Here is a 14,014-nt window from a genome sequence, read left to right as displayed (position 1 = left end):
CAATGCAGACCTTTACTGTCGCCGCAGCGGAATCCTCCGCCGGCAATCCGATTCTGAACATCGGCGTCTTCGCCGCCTTCTTGGTTATCACCATGTACGTGGTGCTTCGTGCCGGAAAGTCCACCAAGGAAGCGTCGGACTTCTATACCGGTGGCGGTAGCTTCTCCGGCCGTCAGAACGGCCTTGCTATCTCCGGTGACTACCTGTCCGCCGCATCCTTCTTGGGCATCGTGGGTGCCGTGGCGCTCAACGGCTACGACGGCTTCCTGTACTCGGTTGGCTTCTTCGTCGCTTGGCTCGTAGCTCTTATGCTCGTGGCGGAGCCGATGCGCAACGTCGGACGCTTCACCATGGCAGACGTGCTGTCCTTCCGCCTTAAGCAGCGCCCGGTTCGCGTGGCAGCAGCCATCTCGACCTTGTTTGTGTCGCTGTTCTACCTCATCGCGCAGATGGCTGGTGCAGGTTCCCTCGTGGCCGTGCTGCTGAATATCCACGATTTCAAGTGGCAGGCAGTCGTGGTCGGCGTCGTGGGAATCCTCATGATCGTCTACGTTCTTGTCGGCGGCATGAAGGGCACGACCTACGTGCAGATGATCAAGGCCGTGCTTCTGGTGACCGGTGTGGTCATCATGTGCATTCTGACCTTCGTCATGCTCAAGGGGGGCTTTAGCACGCTCTTTAGCCAGGCTATTGATATGCACGCTAACTCAGCTGCTATCAAGGAGGGCGGCTATGAGGCCTCCCAGATTATGGAGCCGGGTCTGAAGTATGGCAAGAACCTGACCACCAAGCTTGACTTTATCTCCCTGGGTATTGCCCTCGTTCTGGGCGTTGGCGGTCTGCCGCACGTTCTCATGCGTTTCTACACGGTGCCGACTGCTACCGAGGCTCGCCGCTCCGTTACGTGGGCCATCGTTATTATCGGTGCCTTCTACCTCATGACCCTGGTTCTGGGCTACGGTGCTGCCGCTTTGGTTGGTCCGGACCGCATCCTCGCTGCGCCGGGTGGTGCAAACTCTGCGGCGCCGCTGCTAGCACTGGAAATCGGCGGTTCCATCTTCATGGCGGTTATCTCCGCGGTGGCGTTCGCTACAGTCCTTGCCGTTGTGGCAGGCCTTGCCATTACCGCGTCCGCGTCTATCGCACACGATGTCTACCACTCTGTCATCCGCAACGGCGAGTCCACCGAGGCCGAGCAAGTCCGCGTTTCCCAGATCACCGTCGTTATTCTCGGTATAGCGTCCATCATCCTGGGTATTCTCGCCATGACTCAGAACGTCGCCTTCCTGGTGTCCCTGGCCTTCGCCGTTGCCGCCTCTGCGAACTTGCCGACTATCCTGTACTCCCTGTACTGGCGTCGTTTCAACACCGCAGGCGCAGTGGCCTCGATGTACACCGGCGTTATCTCGTGCCTGGTGCTCATCTTCCTGTCCCCGGCAGTATCCGGAACTCCGACCTCGATGTTCCCTAACGCGGATTGGTCTATCTTCCCGCTGTCCTCACCGGGTCTGGTCACCATCCCCTTGGCGTTCTTCGCAGGCTGGATCGTGTCCATCATGACTCCGCCAGACAACTTCGAAGAGCTCTCCGCCGAGATGGAAGTTCGCTCCCTCACCGGCGTTGGTGTGGAAGCTCCGGTTGACCACTAAGGCAATAGTGGATCACTACTTCTAGGAGGGAAGCGGGTAAACTCACACTCCGTGTTTAACTCGCAGCCATCGCACAGGGCGGTATCAGCACGAGCTGGTGCCGCCCTTCTGGCGTGCGTACTTGGTGCATCGGTTCTCATCGCTTGCGCGCCCCCGAACCAACAGGATGCAGACTCGACGCGTACAACGGATGCTGCTCCTGCCACACCGGCGCCCATCTCGCACAAAAAGGGAGCCTCACAGTTGGCGGCGGTCGACGATGAAGTGGGGCAGTTCCTCAAGGGTGATGACAAGAAGGCGATAACGTACTACCGCATCGAAACCGGTATGCACATGGGATCACCTACCGAGCACACGCCGCGTTACGCACTGAGCCTGATTAAGCTTTACATCGCCACGTACGTCATCGAGTATGGCTCCTTCGAAGACAAGTACGTGGCGTTGGACATGATCGCTGACTCTTCTGATGAAAGCGCTGGAAAACTCTTTAAGAAATACCCTAGGTCCATCGACTCCATTGCCACTGAGTATGGGCTGACCTCCACCGCGGCGGGCGAAGACTGGGGTCACTCCAAGACCTCGACCTATGACGTCGTCCGCTTCATTGTGCAGCTCATGGAGGATGACCCTACCCACCCGGTACTCGTGGCCATGGCTCACGCCGACGAGGTGTCTGCTGACGGATACCAGCAGGATTATGGCACTGCTGCGCTAAGCGACGTCGTCGGTACGAAGTGGGGATGGTCCGACAGTAAGGACCGCCACTCCTCGGTTTCCTTCAGCGAAAATTTCGTCGTTGCCGCATCTATTGAGGGCTCGGCGAGTGAACTTACCTCGTATGTCCGCAAAGAAATCACCGGCAAGAGCCTGGTTAAGGGAAATAATCTGAATAAGGAAGCTCTAGCCAATCCGTCCTTCACCACGTCGACGGTGGCCACTGCTTCGTCGTCTGAAACGACGAAGCCCTCGTCGAGCACTGCGACCACGTCATCGACAACGAAGAAACCAAAGACAAAGAAAAAGGCGACGTCGACAGTCGCGTCAACGTCGCCGTCATCAGACAAAAAGTAACGGAGCCTTAGCCCATCGCCTTGCGCACGGTGTTAAGGGCATCGATGGCGCCACGAACCTGGTCATTGCTGACTGAGGAGCCGGCGATGGTGATGCCATTTCCGCCGGCGCTGGAGCCGCGGCCGGTGGGATCGGGCAGGGAGATGTCGGGCAGTGGAGCGTCGTTCGGCACAGCAGGGATGTCTTTGAGATCCGGCAGGGAGAGCGAACCGTCGCCCGGCGTCCACTGGCCCCAGTCGCGGGCGTACACGGTGTTGATATCACACGTGACGCCGTCGATAGTGGCCTGACGTTTAGCTGGCTGGTGGATGGTGGTGCGCGGATGAATCTTGCCGCCCGAACCCCAGTCGTGCATCCAAAAGAACTCACCAATTCCGTCAGCGACGCACCAGTCGATGACGTTGTAATTGCCATACACGCCCGTCTGGTATCCCGCGCCCGTCAGCGCGGTTGAGAAAGCCTCGAGGTAGGGGCGAATCTGATTCTCGTACTGTGCGCGCGTTGGATTGTCATCGATAGCGATGTAAATCGGGCGACCGGTCGGTCCTCCTGCGGCCTTATGGATGGCGATAGCCTGCGGGGCGTGGACACCGGCGCCGGCGGTGCCGTTGAGCCAGTCAGCAGTTTCTGCGCGGCCGAACTGATAGATGGAGGCAGTCTTGAGGCCCGCCGCGGCGTTGGCCTTGGTCTCTGCCAAGGTTACGGGCTTGCCCTTCATCCACTGTGCATCAGGGCGTCGTTGGGAAACGTAGCGAATGGCGCCGAGGTGTCCGGCTGCTTTGATGGCGTTGGCTGAAGGGACACCAGCGGAGAAATCAATGATGGTGCCAAGTGCGGGGCCCACTGCGAGGGCGGCGGGGGCTTGGCTGCCAACGGCACCAGCGGCTAGCGCAATGGCGCTGACCTTGAATAAGGAACGACGGGACAGGGACACGGTTTCTCCTCAAGCGGGCTCATGGACGACGGCGCGGGGACAGGGATAGAAAGGCGCCGCATGTCGCTACAGTTGGCGGTGAAAGAAGTATCTGGAAACACTCTAGTCACAATGGTCGAAAATTGCACCACATGTAACTGGAAAAGTAACCCTAGTGGTGCATGCGCACGACGGCCGACAGCCCCTGTGCTTAAGCTTCCTTCGTGCGGAAGGTGACGGTGGTGGGGTTTTCCACCGTGCGGGATACCGTGCAGTCTTTGTCGTGAGAAATGCGCACGAGCCGCTCGATCATCGACTCTGCTTGGCGGCCGGCGTTGGTGTCAGGGAAGCGGAGGGAAAACTCCACGTCGACTTCGCTCAGCCGGGAAGCCCCGTCTTCGTTGATGCGGGTGCCGTCCACGTGGACGTCGAAAAGCTCCGGCTCTGCGCGCCGGGAAGTGACCACATCAACGTCGACTGCTGAGCAGCCCGCTACTGCGGCCAGAAGTAACTCCACCGGGCTCAGAAAGCCCTCACCGGTCCCAAACTCGAGGCTTGCCCCCGCGGAATTGGTTGCGCGGTAGTGACCCGTATTGACGCGGGTAACGTCGACTCCGTATTTCTTGGTGACTTCGCTCATGAGGGCCATCCTAGCGATTGAGTTCAGTTAAAAATTTATTCATATTGCGGACATGAAGGAGACAACTCGGAATACTATTCTTCAGTCGTCTCTTTCGGCCGATTCATCTCACCCACATTCACTTTGATTGGAAGTACTATGACTACTCGCCGCCTTCTTGGCACCTTGGTCACCGCATCGGTGGCCGGAACATTCCTCGTGGTCCCGGCTAGCGCCGCCGAGCCAGAAGAAGGAATGGGCTCGCGCTTCAGCATTGGCGTGCTGCCGGATACCCAGTTCTACTCCCGCTACTCCACTCCGGAGACCGGAAACCTTGCTCAGGCCCGCTATGGCAGCGAGCCCTACACGGCACAGACTGAGTGGCTGGTGAAGAACCAAAAGGCCCTCAACATGGACTTCGCTACCCACCTCGGTGACGTCGTGGACCAAGCGGACGTGGTTGGCGAGTGGAAAGTCGCCGACGAGGCCATGAAGGTTCTCGATGATTCCGAACTGAACTACTCCATCCTGCCGGGCAACCACGACATGATCGATGACAAGTCGGCACACCCGTACAACGAGTACTTCAGCGCTGAGCGCGCCAAGGCCGCCAACCCGGAGACCTTCCAGGAGCGCCACACCGCGGTGAACAACGACTCTGAGTACCACATTTTTGAGGCTGAAGGTCAGAAGTACCTGGTCTTGGCGCTGGCCTGGCGCGCGGACGACGAAGCTCTGAAGTGGGCCCAGGGCGTTCTCGATGCGCACCCGGACCTGCCGGTCATCCTCACCAGCCACGAGGTTCTCAACATCGATGGTGCTGGCGAGGTCTTCTACTCCGATGACTACGGCAAGGGTCTGTGGGACACGTTCATCAAGAAGAATGACCAGATCTTCCTCACCATGGGCGGCCACCACCACGGCGCCGGCTACCGCGTGGACAAGAACGATGCCGGCCACGACGTCATCGGCATCCTGCAGGACTACCAGATGGCGTACCAGGGCGGTAACGGTCTGCTCGGCGTGCTCGAGTTCGATCTTTCCGGCAATGAGCTGGAGATGACCGCACTGTCCCCGTGGGTAGCGCAGAAGCCGGCTAAGGAGCTCACGCAGTTCGACAAGCTCATCCTCGACGGCAAGGGCGATAGCTACCACGTGCCGCTCAACTTCAAGGAGCGCTTCGCGGACTTCGCCCCGGAGTGGACCATCGGCGATGAGAATGACCCCGACCTAGGCCAGAAGGCCCGCGACATCGCTGAGGAAGGCTATACCCCGTACACCATCCCGAAGGACCAGCTGCCGGAAGGCCCGAACGACTACGTCAAGGCTAAAGAAACTGTCTTCCACTGGCGTCCTGGTCAGACCAAGAACAAGGATGGCAAGCAGCTTGCCGAAGGCGATGTGGCCACCGAGGGTGCAGTCATCCCCGATGCCTTCGGTGCCGATGGTGCTGGTGACCTTGTCCGCGAAGGCGGCCCGTCCAACGTGGGCGAGCGCATCACCTACAGCACTGACCACCACCCGCTGTCCTCCGATTCCGGTTCCCTGTACTGGTCTGACCCGGCTGGCAAGGCTTCGATGGCGGAGTTCAGGTCCAAGGAAGGCGCTGCCATCAACAAGGTCGATACCTCCGCGGGCTACACCTTCGAGTCCTTCGTGAAGATTCCGAAGGATTTCAACGGCTCTGAGCACGGCTGGGGAAGTGCGCTATCCCGCGACTCCAGCATCGCCGAGCTTGTCGACGGCTCCGATGACACCGATCCCACCGTCATGTTCGGCATCTCCAACCTGCGCGAGCTGCGCTGGTGGGCGGAGCCCAAGGAAGGCTCCGGCTCTACTGTTTGGTCCCACGAGGTTCCCACCGATGAATGGATGCACATCGCGGTGGTGAACAAGCCGGATTCTGACACCGTGGAGATGTTTATCAACGGTGCACCCATCCTGCGCAATGCCAAGGGTGCTGAAGGCCTCCTCCCGCGCGACCTGCAATGGGTCATGGGCGCTGGCTTTGATAACCGTACGCCGCAGGACCCGTGGTACGGCTGGATTGGTGAGACCCGCCTGACCCAGGGCGTTCTCACCCCAGACCAGTGGCTCACCGCCCGCCCGGCCGTGAAGGAGGAAGAGCCGTCGAGCTCCACTACGACGCCTACCGAGCCGACCAAGCCTTCTAAGCCGACCAACACGAAGGAGCCTTCTGCCGACGATATGGCTGCGGCCTTCTTCGCAGGCTCCAGCCGTGGCGCGAAGGTTATCCTCCCCATCATCGCCGTCATTGCAGTCGTCGGCGGTGCCGCCTACGGCCTCATCCCGACCATCAACCGCATCTTCGGTCTTAACATCCCGCAGCCGAAGCTGCCGCAGATCCCGGGTCTGAACTAGTTACCGTTCACCCTCCGTCCCCCGACTCACATTGAGGCGGGGGTTTTCTATTGTGATGGCGATTGAGTGGGTGTACTCGGTGTCGATACCGTTGTCGTAGAGGGCTGGTCGTCCTGTTTCGTGGTCGGCTTGGTTCTCGGTGTGGGTCAGGATGGATACTTTGGCGAGTTGGTCCTGGCCCCAGTGGGACTGTCTGGCGATGCGTAGTGGATCGTCGGGCAGTTCTGTTTTTAGGTACAGCCACCAGTCCAGCATTTTGCGCTGGTGTTCATTTGTTCTGCCCCGGTGAGCACGCGCAATCTCTTTCAGGCGAGCGTTAATCCCGCCTTCAAGACTGTTGGTCGTAGATTTGATGCGGGCAGGTTCTAAGACGCCTTTAGGTTGATTGATGTAGACAAAGAGCATGCCTTGGCGCCATAGATGGTTCAGACTGTTGTAGGCCTTTCGCACGTTGGAATGTGTCCATACCCATGTCCAATTTCCTGTATCAGGGTCTTTAACCCTGGTCCTCTCGTCCATCCACCTGCGGTAGACAGTGTTGAAGTTATGGAGCAATACACCCCAGTCAGCTACCTCTTCTTTAGTTCGCACTCGGGTGAGTTTCAGCGCTAGCGTGTAGATAGCTTTGCCGGCATCAGTGCGCGGACGTGAGGTTGTATAGCGGCGAACTACACGCTGTGCGTGGACGAGGCAACGCTGCACATGTGTTGTTGACCAGCAGGTTTTTATTGCACTTGCTGTTCCTTGCCCGCCATCTGTCGTTGCGATTAACGGGGCGGGGATGCGTTCGAGCAGGCGTGTGTAATCGGGAGCGGTTTCGTGTTTGGCACCAGTGCCAAGCAACAACATGATCGAGGGTGGAAGCTACAATCAAGCATCCGCCAGCGGTGTAGGTACCGTCGAGAAATATCTGGTCATAGACTCGGCCTGTATGTGCCACGGTGGGATCCGGTACGTCAATAAGCCAGTACCATGTAAATCTGCGCTTCATAGTGGAATGGCTTACATTGTTGCGTTTAGCCAGTGCAGTTAGCGAGATTGTGGTGGTGCAATGCTCGATAAAATCCGCAAAAATTCTAGCGTTGGTGACGTCGGGGCGACGTTTGATGCCTGATGCCCCACAGGCTTTACATCGCCATCGTGTGGTTCCTTTGCTGGTAGTTCCGTTGCGTTTCATGTCGCCGCCGCAGTGGCAGCGTGGTCGATTCTTCGGCATCAAGCCACCACACCACCAGGGCCTACCACATCCAGGTAGAAACACCGGGGATTTACCGTCAAGGACAGCGATATACGGTCGTGAAGCCTATACTTTCAACAATCACACTGGACAGTGACTATAAATCACCGATCCCAGACACACTTTCTGACCCTTAACCCATTTTAGCGGACGTGCGGCAACATGGTCCGTATCGGGAACGTGGCAATCAGACCCTAGACAGCAAACCCTTACCTGAGTAAGGTAAGGCTATGCAAAAGAAAGACTTCATGAATGTGCGTGCAGTTATCGCACTCGTAGCCACTCTAGCCCTAGGCGCAGGCCTTGTTGCGTGTTCTTCTGATTCTTCTTCTAAGGAAGGAAACGGAGAAAAGAAGATCGAGCGAGTTGTGGCGCTTGATTGGCGCTACGAGGAAATTCTCAAGGCCCTCGATGTGGACCCAGTGGGAATCGTGGAAATCGGTAAGTCGGAGGCACCGACCACTTTGAAAGGGCAGCTGGGTCAAGCGACCTCTGTGGGCCAGGCCAAGCAGCCGAATCTAGAGGTTATCCAGTCCTTGGAGCCGGATCTGATCCTGGCTAGCCCTACCCGTCAAGCCGATATCATGCCGCAGTTGGAAGAGATTGGGCAGACCGAATCCTACCCAGATGAGACTTACTTGGACGTGCTGGACTCGATGGATGAGATCGCGGCCAAGCTAGGTAAAGAGGAAAAGGCCAAAGAAGTCCGTCAGCGCATCGAGGACAAGATTGCTCATACCAAGGACGCGGTAAAGCCGGGGAGTCGTGCGGTCGTGGCTGGCTGGTCCAGTGAGATGCTCTATACCTGGGTCAACCCTTCCTTCCCCCAGTCGCTACTAAGTGAGGTGGGCTATGACTATGCCTTCGAAGGTGAGAAGTCATCCATCGAATCTAAGACTGATGTAGCGGAACTGACCGGCGATAAGCTCCCTGGTATGAAGGCTGACCTAGTCTTTATGTACAAGGACGTCGATGCGTTTAAAAAGACGCCCTATGCCAAGGGTAGCGGCGACATCGTAGAGGTGGACCAAGATATCTGGTCGCGCGCCCGCGGGCCGCTTTCCGCCGAGCATATGCTCGATGACATCATCGCCGCCGAAGAGTAGTGGCACCTCGAACTAAAACCAGCGTCTGCCTGGTCCTTGCAACCGCTGCCGTCGCCTTCGTGTGGTGGTGGCGGCTTCGCCATGTTCAGGTGCCAGCTGATACCCCGTGGCTGGAAGAAGAGCTGCATAGCGTGGCCTTTGACCGTCTCCTTGCCACCACGGTCGTCGGTATCGCATTAGGGGTAGGCGGGTTATTGCTGCGGACGGCAACTGCGAATCCGCTAGCCGATCCGTCCATCACTGGTGTGAACTCCGGTGCGGCACTCGGCGCAGTCGCAACAGCAATGTTTATAGGAAGCGAAACCTCGAGTGTTGACCAGTTGCCCGGTGCGCTGTTGGGTGCGGGGATTGCTGTGGGGGTGACGGTGGGCGTCGGTAAGAGCGGTGCGATCCAGCGCATGGTACTCGTTGGCGTTGCTGTTTCCGCGCTGTGTAGCGCATTGACCTCCATTTTCTTGGTAGTAGATGAAGCTCAACTGGCTACGGTGATGTCATGGCTTTCTGGTCGGCTTGCCGGTGTGCGCCTAAGCGGTATCATGCCGGCGCTGATTGCCGTGCTGGTCGTGGTTCCCTTGACCTTAGTCGGTGCAAAAACGCTGGACTTGCTCGTAGCAGGCGATGCCGTGGCTGGTGCTGTCGGCGCGAAGCCGGAGCGCATTCGGTTGGCAGCCATTGTGGCGGCGGTAGTGCTTATTGCTCCGGCCGTAGCTGCAACTGGGCCGATTGGCTTCTTGGGGTTGATGGCCGCGGCCGTAGCGTGGCGGGTGTGCGGCTCACACCACCGCATGGGGCTGTGCGTGGCTGGAATTGTTGGAGCAGCGGTGCTTTTGGTGGCCGATTCGGTTGGCCAGGCAATCTGGGCGCCAGCCGAGACCCCAGTGGGCATCGTGACTTCTTTGGCTGGCATGCCATTAGTGTTGTGGGCCGTCCATGCGCTGGGGAGGAGGAAGCATGCGGCATAAGAGATTTGTTGGGGTGCTAGTAGGACTCATCCTGGCGTTGGCGTTGAGCGCAATCATCGGCATGGGCGTCGGTGCGGTGATGAAACCGCCGGGCGAGGTGATCACCGCCTTCGTTACCGGAGAGCCGCTCATCTGGAAGTACCGCGCCCCGCGGATCTTGGTGGGAATCTGCGCTGGTATTGCCATGGCCGTCTCTGGCTGTCTATTGCAGTCCGCGCTACGCAATCCTTTGGCCGCACCAGATACGGTGGGTATTACCTCCGGCGGCGGACTCGCGGCCGTTGCGGTACTCATGGGATCAGGCGCCCTGCCGGCCCACCTGCTGACTTTCATAGCCTTTATTGGAGCGTTGGCTGGAACTGGGCTGGTTCTTCTCCTCGCCGGGCGCGGGGCAAGTGATCCGGTGCGCCTGCCGCTTACCGGGGTGGCGGTATCTTTTGGGCTGGGCGCCATCACCGAATTGCTCCTGGTGCGGGCTGCCCCAGAGGCAGGAGCGGCCATGACATGGTTGAAAGGTTCGCTTTACGCCCGCTCGCTTGGCGATGCCACCATTGTCGCCCCCTTTATCCTTCTCGCCCTAACCGTCGCGATGGTGGTGGCAAAACACCTGGATATGCTCGCGCTGGATGATTCCACCATGGCCGGCATCGGCGTGAGCACCAAGATATGGCGCCTAATAGCAGTAGCCTTAGCCGTCATCCTCGGTGCCGCGGGAGTCGCCGCGGCCGGGGTCTTGGGCTTCGCCGGACTCATCGTCCCCCATGCTGCTCGCTTGGTTGTTGGCGCGAACCTGCGCTGGCAAATACCCGTGGCAGCCCTAGGCGGCGCGGTCCTTGTGACCGCATGCGATACGCTCGGTCGCTGGGCCTTCGCCCCCACGGAAATCCCCGTTGGCGCGCTCATCGCGCTGATCGGTGCACCGTATTTCATTTTCCTATTGACTCGACTGACCCGAGTGCGAAACGGAGGCTAGACATGACACTGACGTGCAGCGGATTAACCGTGGGCTACGGTGGACCCGATGTGGTCAAGGACGTAAATCTTCACTTATCCAGCGGTCAAGTAACCGCTCTGATCGGGCCGAATGGCTGCGGCAAGTCGACGCTTCTCAAGACATTGGGCCGCCAACTTACGCCCAGCGCAGGTGCGGTGTACCTCTCGGACCAAAATATCAGCAAGTATTCCTCGCGTGCCTTTGCCCGTGAAGTTTCTTTTCTGCCACAACATCCCGTGGCTCCGGAAGGGGTATTAGTGCGTGACGTCATCGGTTACGGCCGCTATCCCTATACAGGGGCGCTAGCGACGATGCGGGCCGGAGATCATGCAGCGGTTGAGCGTGCTGCCTCGCGTGCTGGGGTGAGCGAGCTTCTCGACGCCCCCGCGGCAGACCTTTCCGGTGGTCAGCGCCAGCGCGTCTTCCTCGCTATGACTTTGGCCCAAGAAACGCCAATTACCTTGCTTGACGAGCCGACTACTTACCTCGACCCCGCGCACCAATTGTCCATTTTGGATCTGATTCGAGATCTCAATGGCGCCGGGGTCACAGTGGTCATGGTGGTCCACGATATGGTCCATGCCGCGCGTTACGCCGATAGAATCGTAGCCATGCGTGAGGGACGCATTGTGGCCGAAGGGGCCACCGAGGAGGTGATGACCGCTGAACTCGTACGCGAAACCTTCCATGTTGAGTGTTTAGAGATGACTGATCCCTCCACCGGTCGACGCTTTCCCATACCCATTTCCGTGCACGCTCCTGAATTTTCTGGAACCCTAGAAGGAAGAAGATAAATCTATTTAAAGGAGTACGTAGCAATGGCAAACGAACTAGGCCACGAAGTTGACCTGGATCGCAACGAATACAAGTACCTGGCATCTGAGGACACTGTGTCTTCGGCAGCTAACTCTGGCACCTCCGCTCGGTCCGGCGCGGCTGCAACAGGTGCAGGGGTTGCAGCGGCAGGCGCCGCGGGCACAGCCGGCCTATCTACCGCCAGCAAGTACGAGCCGCAGAATCACGTCGTTGCTGGCGCCGACGAAGAGCATGTAGGCTCTGCCTCCGAGCAGCCGGACCTGCAGGAGAAGCTGGATGAGAACAACGCTGACTACGCGCCGAGCCAGCACATCGTAGGTGAGGCGCAGGAAGAGCACATTGGTTCCGCCCCGCAGCAGCCGGACCTGCAGGAGAAGCTGGACGAGGAGAACTCGGACTATGCGCCGAGCCAGCACATCGTAGGCGGCGCGCAGGAAGAGCACATTGGTTCCGCCCCGCAGCAGCCGGACCTGCAGGAGAAGCTGGACGAGGGTAACTTTGACTACGCCCCGAGCCAGCACATCGTAGGCGAAGCAAACGAAGAGCGTGTTGCTACTGCGCCGAACCAGGACAACGTCAACGGTCAGCAGTCCTCTGAGCGCCTGGATCAGCTAAAGGACAAGGCATCCGAGGCTGGTAGCGCCGTCGGCGATGCGTTCCAGCGCGCTAAGGGCTTCGTGGAGGACAAGGCACACGAGTACCAAGAGGAGTCCACGAAGAAGGGTGGCTTCTTTGACCGCGTCAAGGGCGCTGTCCGTGATGCTCGCGAGTCCATCGAAGACAAGCGCAAGAACTAACCAGCGCTGATACTAAGCCGCTTTCCCAGGGCTCGGGGAGGCGGCTTTTGTCGTATGCGCAATCCTGCTAATCGTCTAAGGCGTGAAGGTAGAGTTGGCTAATCAGCAGGCGCCTTGGCACGTCCACAAGTGGGCGCAGGGAGGGGAGGAAGGGCTCTGAGGCGGCGTCGATAAGCAGCAGTGTGCGGCCATCGCGCAGGCGCTCCAGAGCGAAGGTCTCCTCGCCGCGCTCAAGGTGTCCGGGAAGGGTGCCGTAGGTGAACCCGCAGCGGCCGTCCTTGTGGAATACATCGACCACGCGGCAGCGAAAATCCCATGGGCCAAAGCTTCGCGGCGGCCTCTATTTGTTAGAAAGGTCGCTTGACTGATTCGGCTTCACAGTGCTTCGTGGGCCCGAAATCGCTAGGGCAGCATGTGCTTGCCCGTGCGCAAGGAACTGAAGATTAAGGAGAACCATCATGAACAACAAACTGGCGAAGGCATGGCCAACGCCGCGCAGTGGTCGCTCGTAGCCGCTACCGCATTCTTCGCTCTGAGCTTTGTCGGTGCACTTAGGGTGCTCCGTGCTGCGGGGGGTGTTCCTATATAGTTTGTCAACCTCGGGGGTGGATTAGCCGGGGTTGATTTTTCAGCCGGGGTTGTTTGGCCGTGTTGTTTTCTGGCATGGCTGTTAGCCGACTGGGGTTTCCCAGTCGGCTATTTGGTCCTTGGGGTTTAGGCTGCTTCGACTTCCTGTGATTGGTCGGGATCGCGGTAGTACTCGTGGTTTCTCATCATGGCGTATAGGACGTTGAGCCGTCTGCGGGCTAGCGCTACGACTGCAGCGTTGTGTCTCTTGCCTTCACGGCGCTTTCGTTCATAGAATTGCCGTGAACGCTCGTGGAATCTGATGGATGCAAAAGATGATTGCCATAGGGCGTTCTTTAATTTTTTATTGCCAGCTCTGTTCAGTGAGTTCGACATGATTGAGGTTCCGGACTGATTCGTCCGGGGTGATAAGCCAGCGTAAGAGGCTAGGTGCCCAGCTGTCGGGAAGTCGGACATGTCGCCCGCGGTCATGAGAATTTGGGCAGCTGTCTTCGGCCCAATTCCTGGCATGGATAGCAGGATTTGAGTGTGGGGGATGTCGTTGATGAGCTCGATGACTTCCTGCTCGATTTGTTTGCGGTGCTCAAGCTTTAAAAGCGCGTCCTTCGCCGACATTGCTACGCCCATTTCGGCATATTGTGCACCAGCAATGGCGACTGTTTGCTCAGAGATGGCAGCGAATATGGCATCGATGACGGGCTCGGGATTGCGTGCCTTATAGCGTCGAGCGAAGGCAGCTGCTTTGGCTTTTCCGAGTCGCTTTATTTTGGTGGGCCCGCCGTAGCGTGCAAGTAGGTGCAGAACCCATTTGCGGTGGATCACCTGGCCGCGAAGGGCTTGTTCGAATTGCGGGTAGCAGCCAACTAGTGCACTTCGAATC

At 58.6% G+C, this 14,014-nt stretch carries 11 protein-coding genes and 2 pseudogenes; 8 read left to right on the top strand and 5 right to left on the bottom strand.

Annotated features, from left to right (window positions below):
* Positions 1-2 precede the first annotated feature (2 nt).
* The gene (locus M5J09_RS12865; protein WP_257158132.1) at positions 3-1,649 is read left to right on the top strand and encodes a cation acetate symporter; all 1,647 of its coding nucleotides are present in this window, start codon (positions 3-5) and stop codon (positions 1,647-1,649) included.
* A 51-nt stretch (positions 1,650-1,700) separates the two neighbouring features.
* Positions 1,701-2,720 (top strand): hypothetical protein, encoded by a 1,020-nt coding sequence (locus M5J09_RS12860; RefSeq protein ID WP_257158131.1) that lies wholly within the window; start codon positions 1,701-1,703, stop codon positions 2,718-2,720.
* A gap of 7 nt (positions 2,721-2,727) precedes the next feature.
* On the opposite strand, the gene M5J09_RS12855 is transcribed toward M5J09_RS12860, so the two are convergent.
* Together M5J09_RS12855 and M5J09_RS12850 are read right to left on the bottom strand one after the other, a co-directional pair.
* Positions 2,728-3,654: a DUF1906 domain-containing protein gene (locus M5J09_RS12855; protein ID WP_257158130.1), complete on the bottom strand. Its 927-nt coding sequence runs from the start codon at positions 3,652-3,654 to the stop codon at positions 2,728-2,730.
* A gap of 190 nt (positions 3,655-3,844) precedes the next feature.
* Positions 3,845-4,273 carry an OsmC family protein gene (locus tag M5J09_RS12850; protein ID WP_144791639.1) on the bottom strand — a complete coding sequence of 143 codons (429 nt, stop codon included), beginning with the start codon at positions 4,271-4,273 and terminating at the stop codon, positions 3,845-3,847.
* 138 nt (positions 4,274-4,411) lie between these two features.
* Between M5J09_RS12850 and M5J09_RS12845 the strand changes: the two genes are divergently transcribed.
* Positions 4,412-6,634: a LamG-like jellyroll fold domain-containing protein gene (locus M5J09_RS12845; RefSeq protein WP_257158129.1), complete on the top strand. Its 2,223-nt coding sequence runs from the start codon at positions 4,412-4,414 to the stop codon at positions 6,632-6,634.
* Here the strand turns inward: M5J09_RS12845 and M5J09_RS12840 are convergent.
* Positions 6,635-7,850 (bottom strand): annotated as a pseudogene (locus M5J09_RS12840) (IS1249 family transposase).
* Positions 7,851-8,101: 251 nt separating this feature from the next.
* On the opposite strand from M5J09_RS12840, the gene M5J09_RS12835 reads away from it, so the two are divergent.
* From M5J09_RS12835 to M5J09_RS12815, 5 genes are read left to right on the top strand one after another with little or no spacing between them, the layout of a single operon-like run.
* Positions 8,102-8,977 carry an ABC transporter substrate-binding protein gene (locus M5J09_RS12835; protein WP_049157735.1) on the top strand — a complete coding sequence of 292 codons (876 nt, stop codon included), beginning with the start codon at positions 8,102-8,104 and terminating at the stop codon, positions 8,975-8,977.
* A 29-nt stretch (positions 8,978-9,006) separates the two neighbouring features.
* Positions 9,007-9,939: an iron ABC transporter permease gene (locus tag M5J09_RS12830; RefSeq protein WP_209168001.1), complete on the top strand. Its 933-nt coding sequence runs from the start codon at positions 9,007-9,009 to the stop codon at positions 9,937-9,939.
* A complete protein-coding gene (locus M5J09_RS12825) occupies positions 9,929-10,912 on the top strand; it encodes an iron ABC transporter permease (RefSeq protein ID WP_046646996.1) in 984 nt (327 codons plus the stop codon). The genes M5J09_RS12830 and M5J09_RS12825 overlap by 11 nt, the downstream gene beginning before the upstream one ends.
* Before the next feature lie 2 nt (positions 10,913-10,914).
* Positions 10,915-11,727 carry an ABC transporter ATP-binding protein gene (locus M5J09_RS12820; RefSeq protein WP_046646995.1) on the top strand — a complete coding sequence of 271 codons (813 nt, stop codon included), beginning with the start codon at positions 10,915-10,917 and terminating at the stop codon, positions 11,725-11,727.
* A gap of 24 nt (positions 11,728-11,751) precedes the next feature.
* Positions 11,752-12,546 (top strand): kinesin, encoded by a 795-nt coding sequence (locus M5J09_RS12815; RefSeq protein ID WP_070447323.1) that lies wholly within the window; start codon positions 11,752-11,754, stop codon positions 12,544-12,546.
* Positions 12,547-12,613: 67 nt separating this feature from the next.
* Here M5J09_RS12815 and M5J09_RS12810 read toward each other — a convergent pair.
* Together M5J09_RS12810 and M5J09_RS12805 are read right to left on the bottom strand one after the other, a co-directional pair.
* Positions 12,614-12,868, bottom strand: a pseudogene (locus M5J09_RS12810) (DUF1990 family protein); the annotation flags it as partial.
* A 392-nt stretch (positions 12,869-13,260) separates the two neighbouring features.
* Positions 13,261-14,014 (bottom strand): transposase (locus tag M5J09_RS12805; RefSeq protein ID WP_257158128.1); only part of this gene is annotated, 754 nt, incomplete at its 5' end.

It is taken from the genome of Corynebacterium sp. BF-R-2, from assembly GCF_024586525.1.
In the GTDB taxonomy this organism is placed as follows: Bacteria; Actinomycetota; Actinomycetes; order Mycobacteriales; family Mycobacteriaceae; genus Corynebacterium; species Corynebacterium singulare.
The sequence above is the reverse complement of the archived record's forward strand: the minus strand, read 5'-3'. Positions and strand labels throughout refer to the sequence as shown.

Excerpts from the sequence above, each read along its gene's own strand:
- M5J09_RS12845 (WP_257158129.1), top strand. The coding sequence starts at position 4,412 with ATGACTACTCGCCGCCTTCTTGGCACCTTGGTCACCGCATCGGTGGCC.
- M5J09_RS12815 (WP_070447323.1), top strand. The coding sequence starts at position 11,752 with ATGGCAAACGAACTAGGCCACGAAGTTGACCTGGATCGCAACGAATAC.
- M5J09_RS12850 (WP_144791639.1), bottom strand. The coding sequence starts at position 4,273 with ATGAGCGAAGTCACCAAGAAATACGGAGTCGACGTTACCCGCGTCAAT.
- M5J09_RS12865 (WP_257158132.1), top strand. The coding sequence starts at position 3 with ATGCAGACCTTTACTGTCGCCGCAGCGGAATCCTCCGCCGGCAATCCG.
- M5J09_RS12825 (WP_046646996.1), top strand. The coding sequence starts at position 9,929 with ATGCGGCATAAGAGATTTGTTGGGGTGCTAGTAGGACTCATCCTGGCG.
- M5J09_RS12835 (WP_049157735.1), top strand. The coding sequence starts at position 8,102 with ATGCAAAAGAAAGACTTCATGAATGTGCGTGCAGTTATCGCACTCGTA.
- M5J09_RS12820 (WP_046646995.1), top strand. The coding sequence starts at position 10,915 with ATGACACTGACGTGCAGCGGATTAACCGTGGGCTACGGTGGACCCGAT.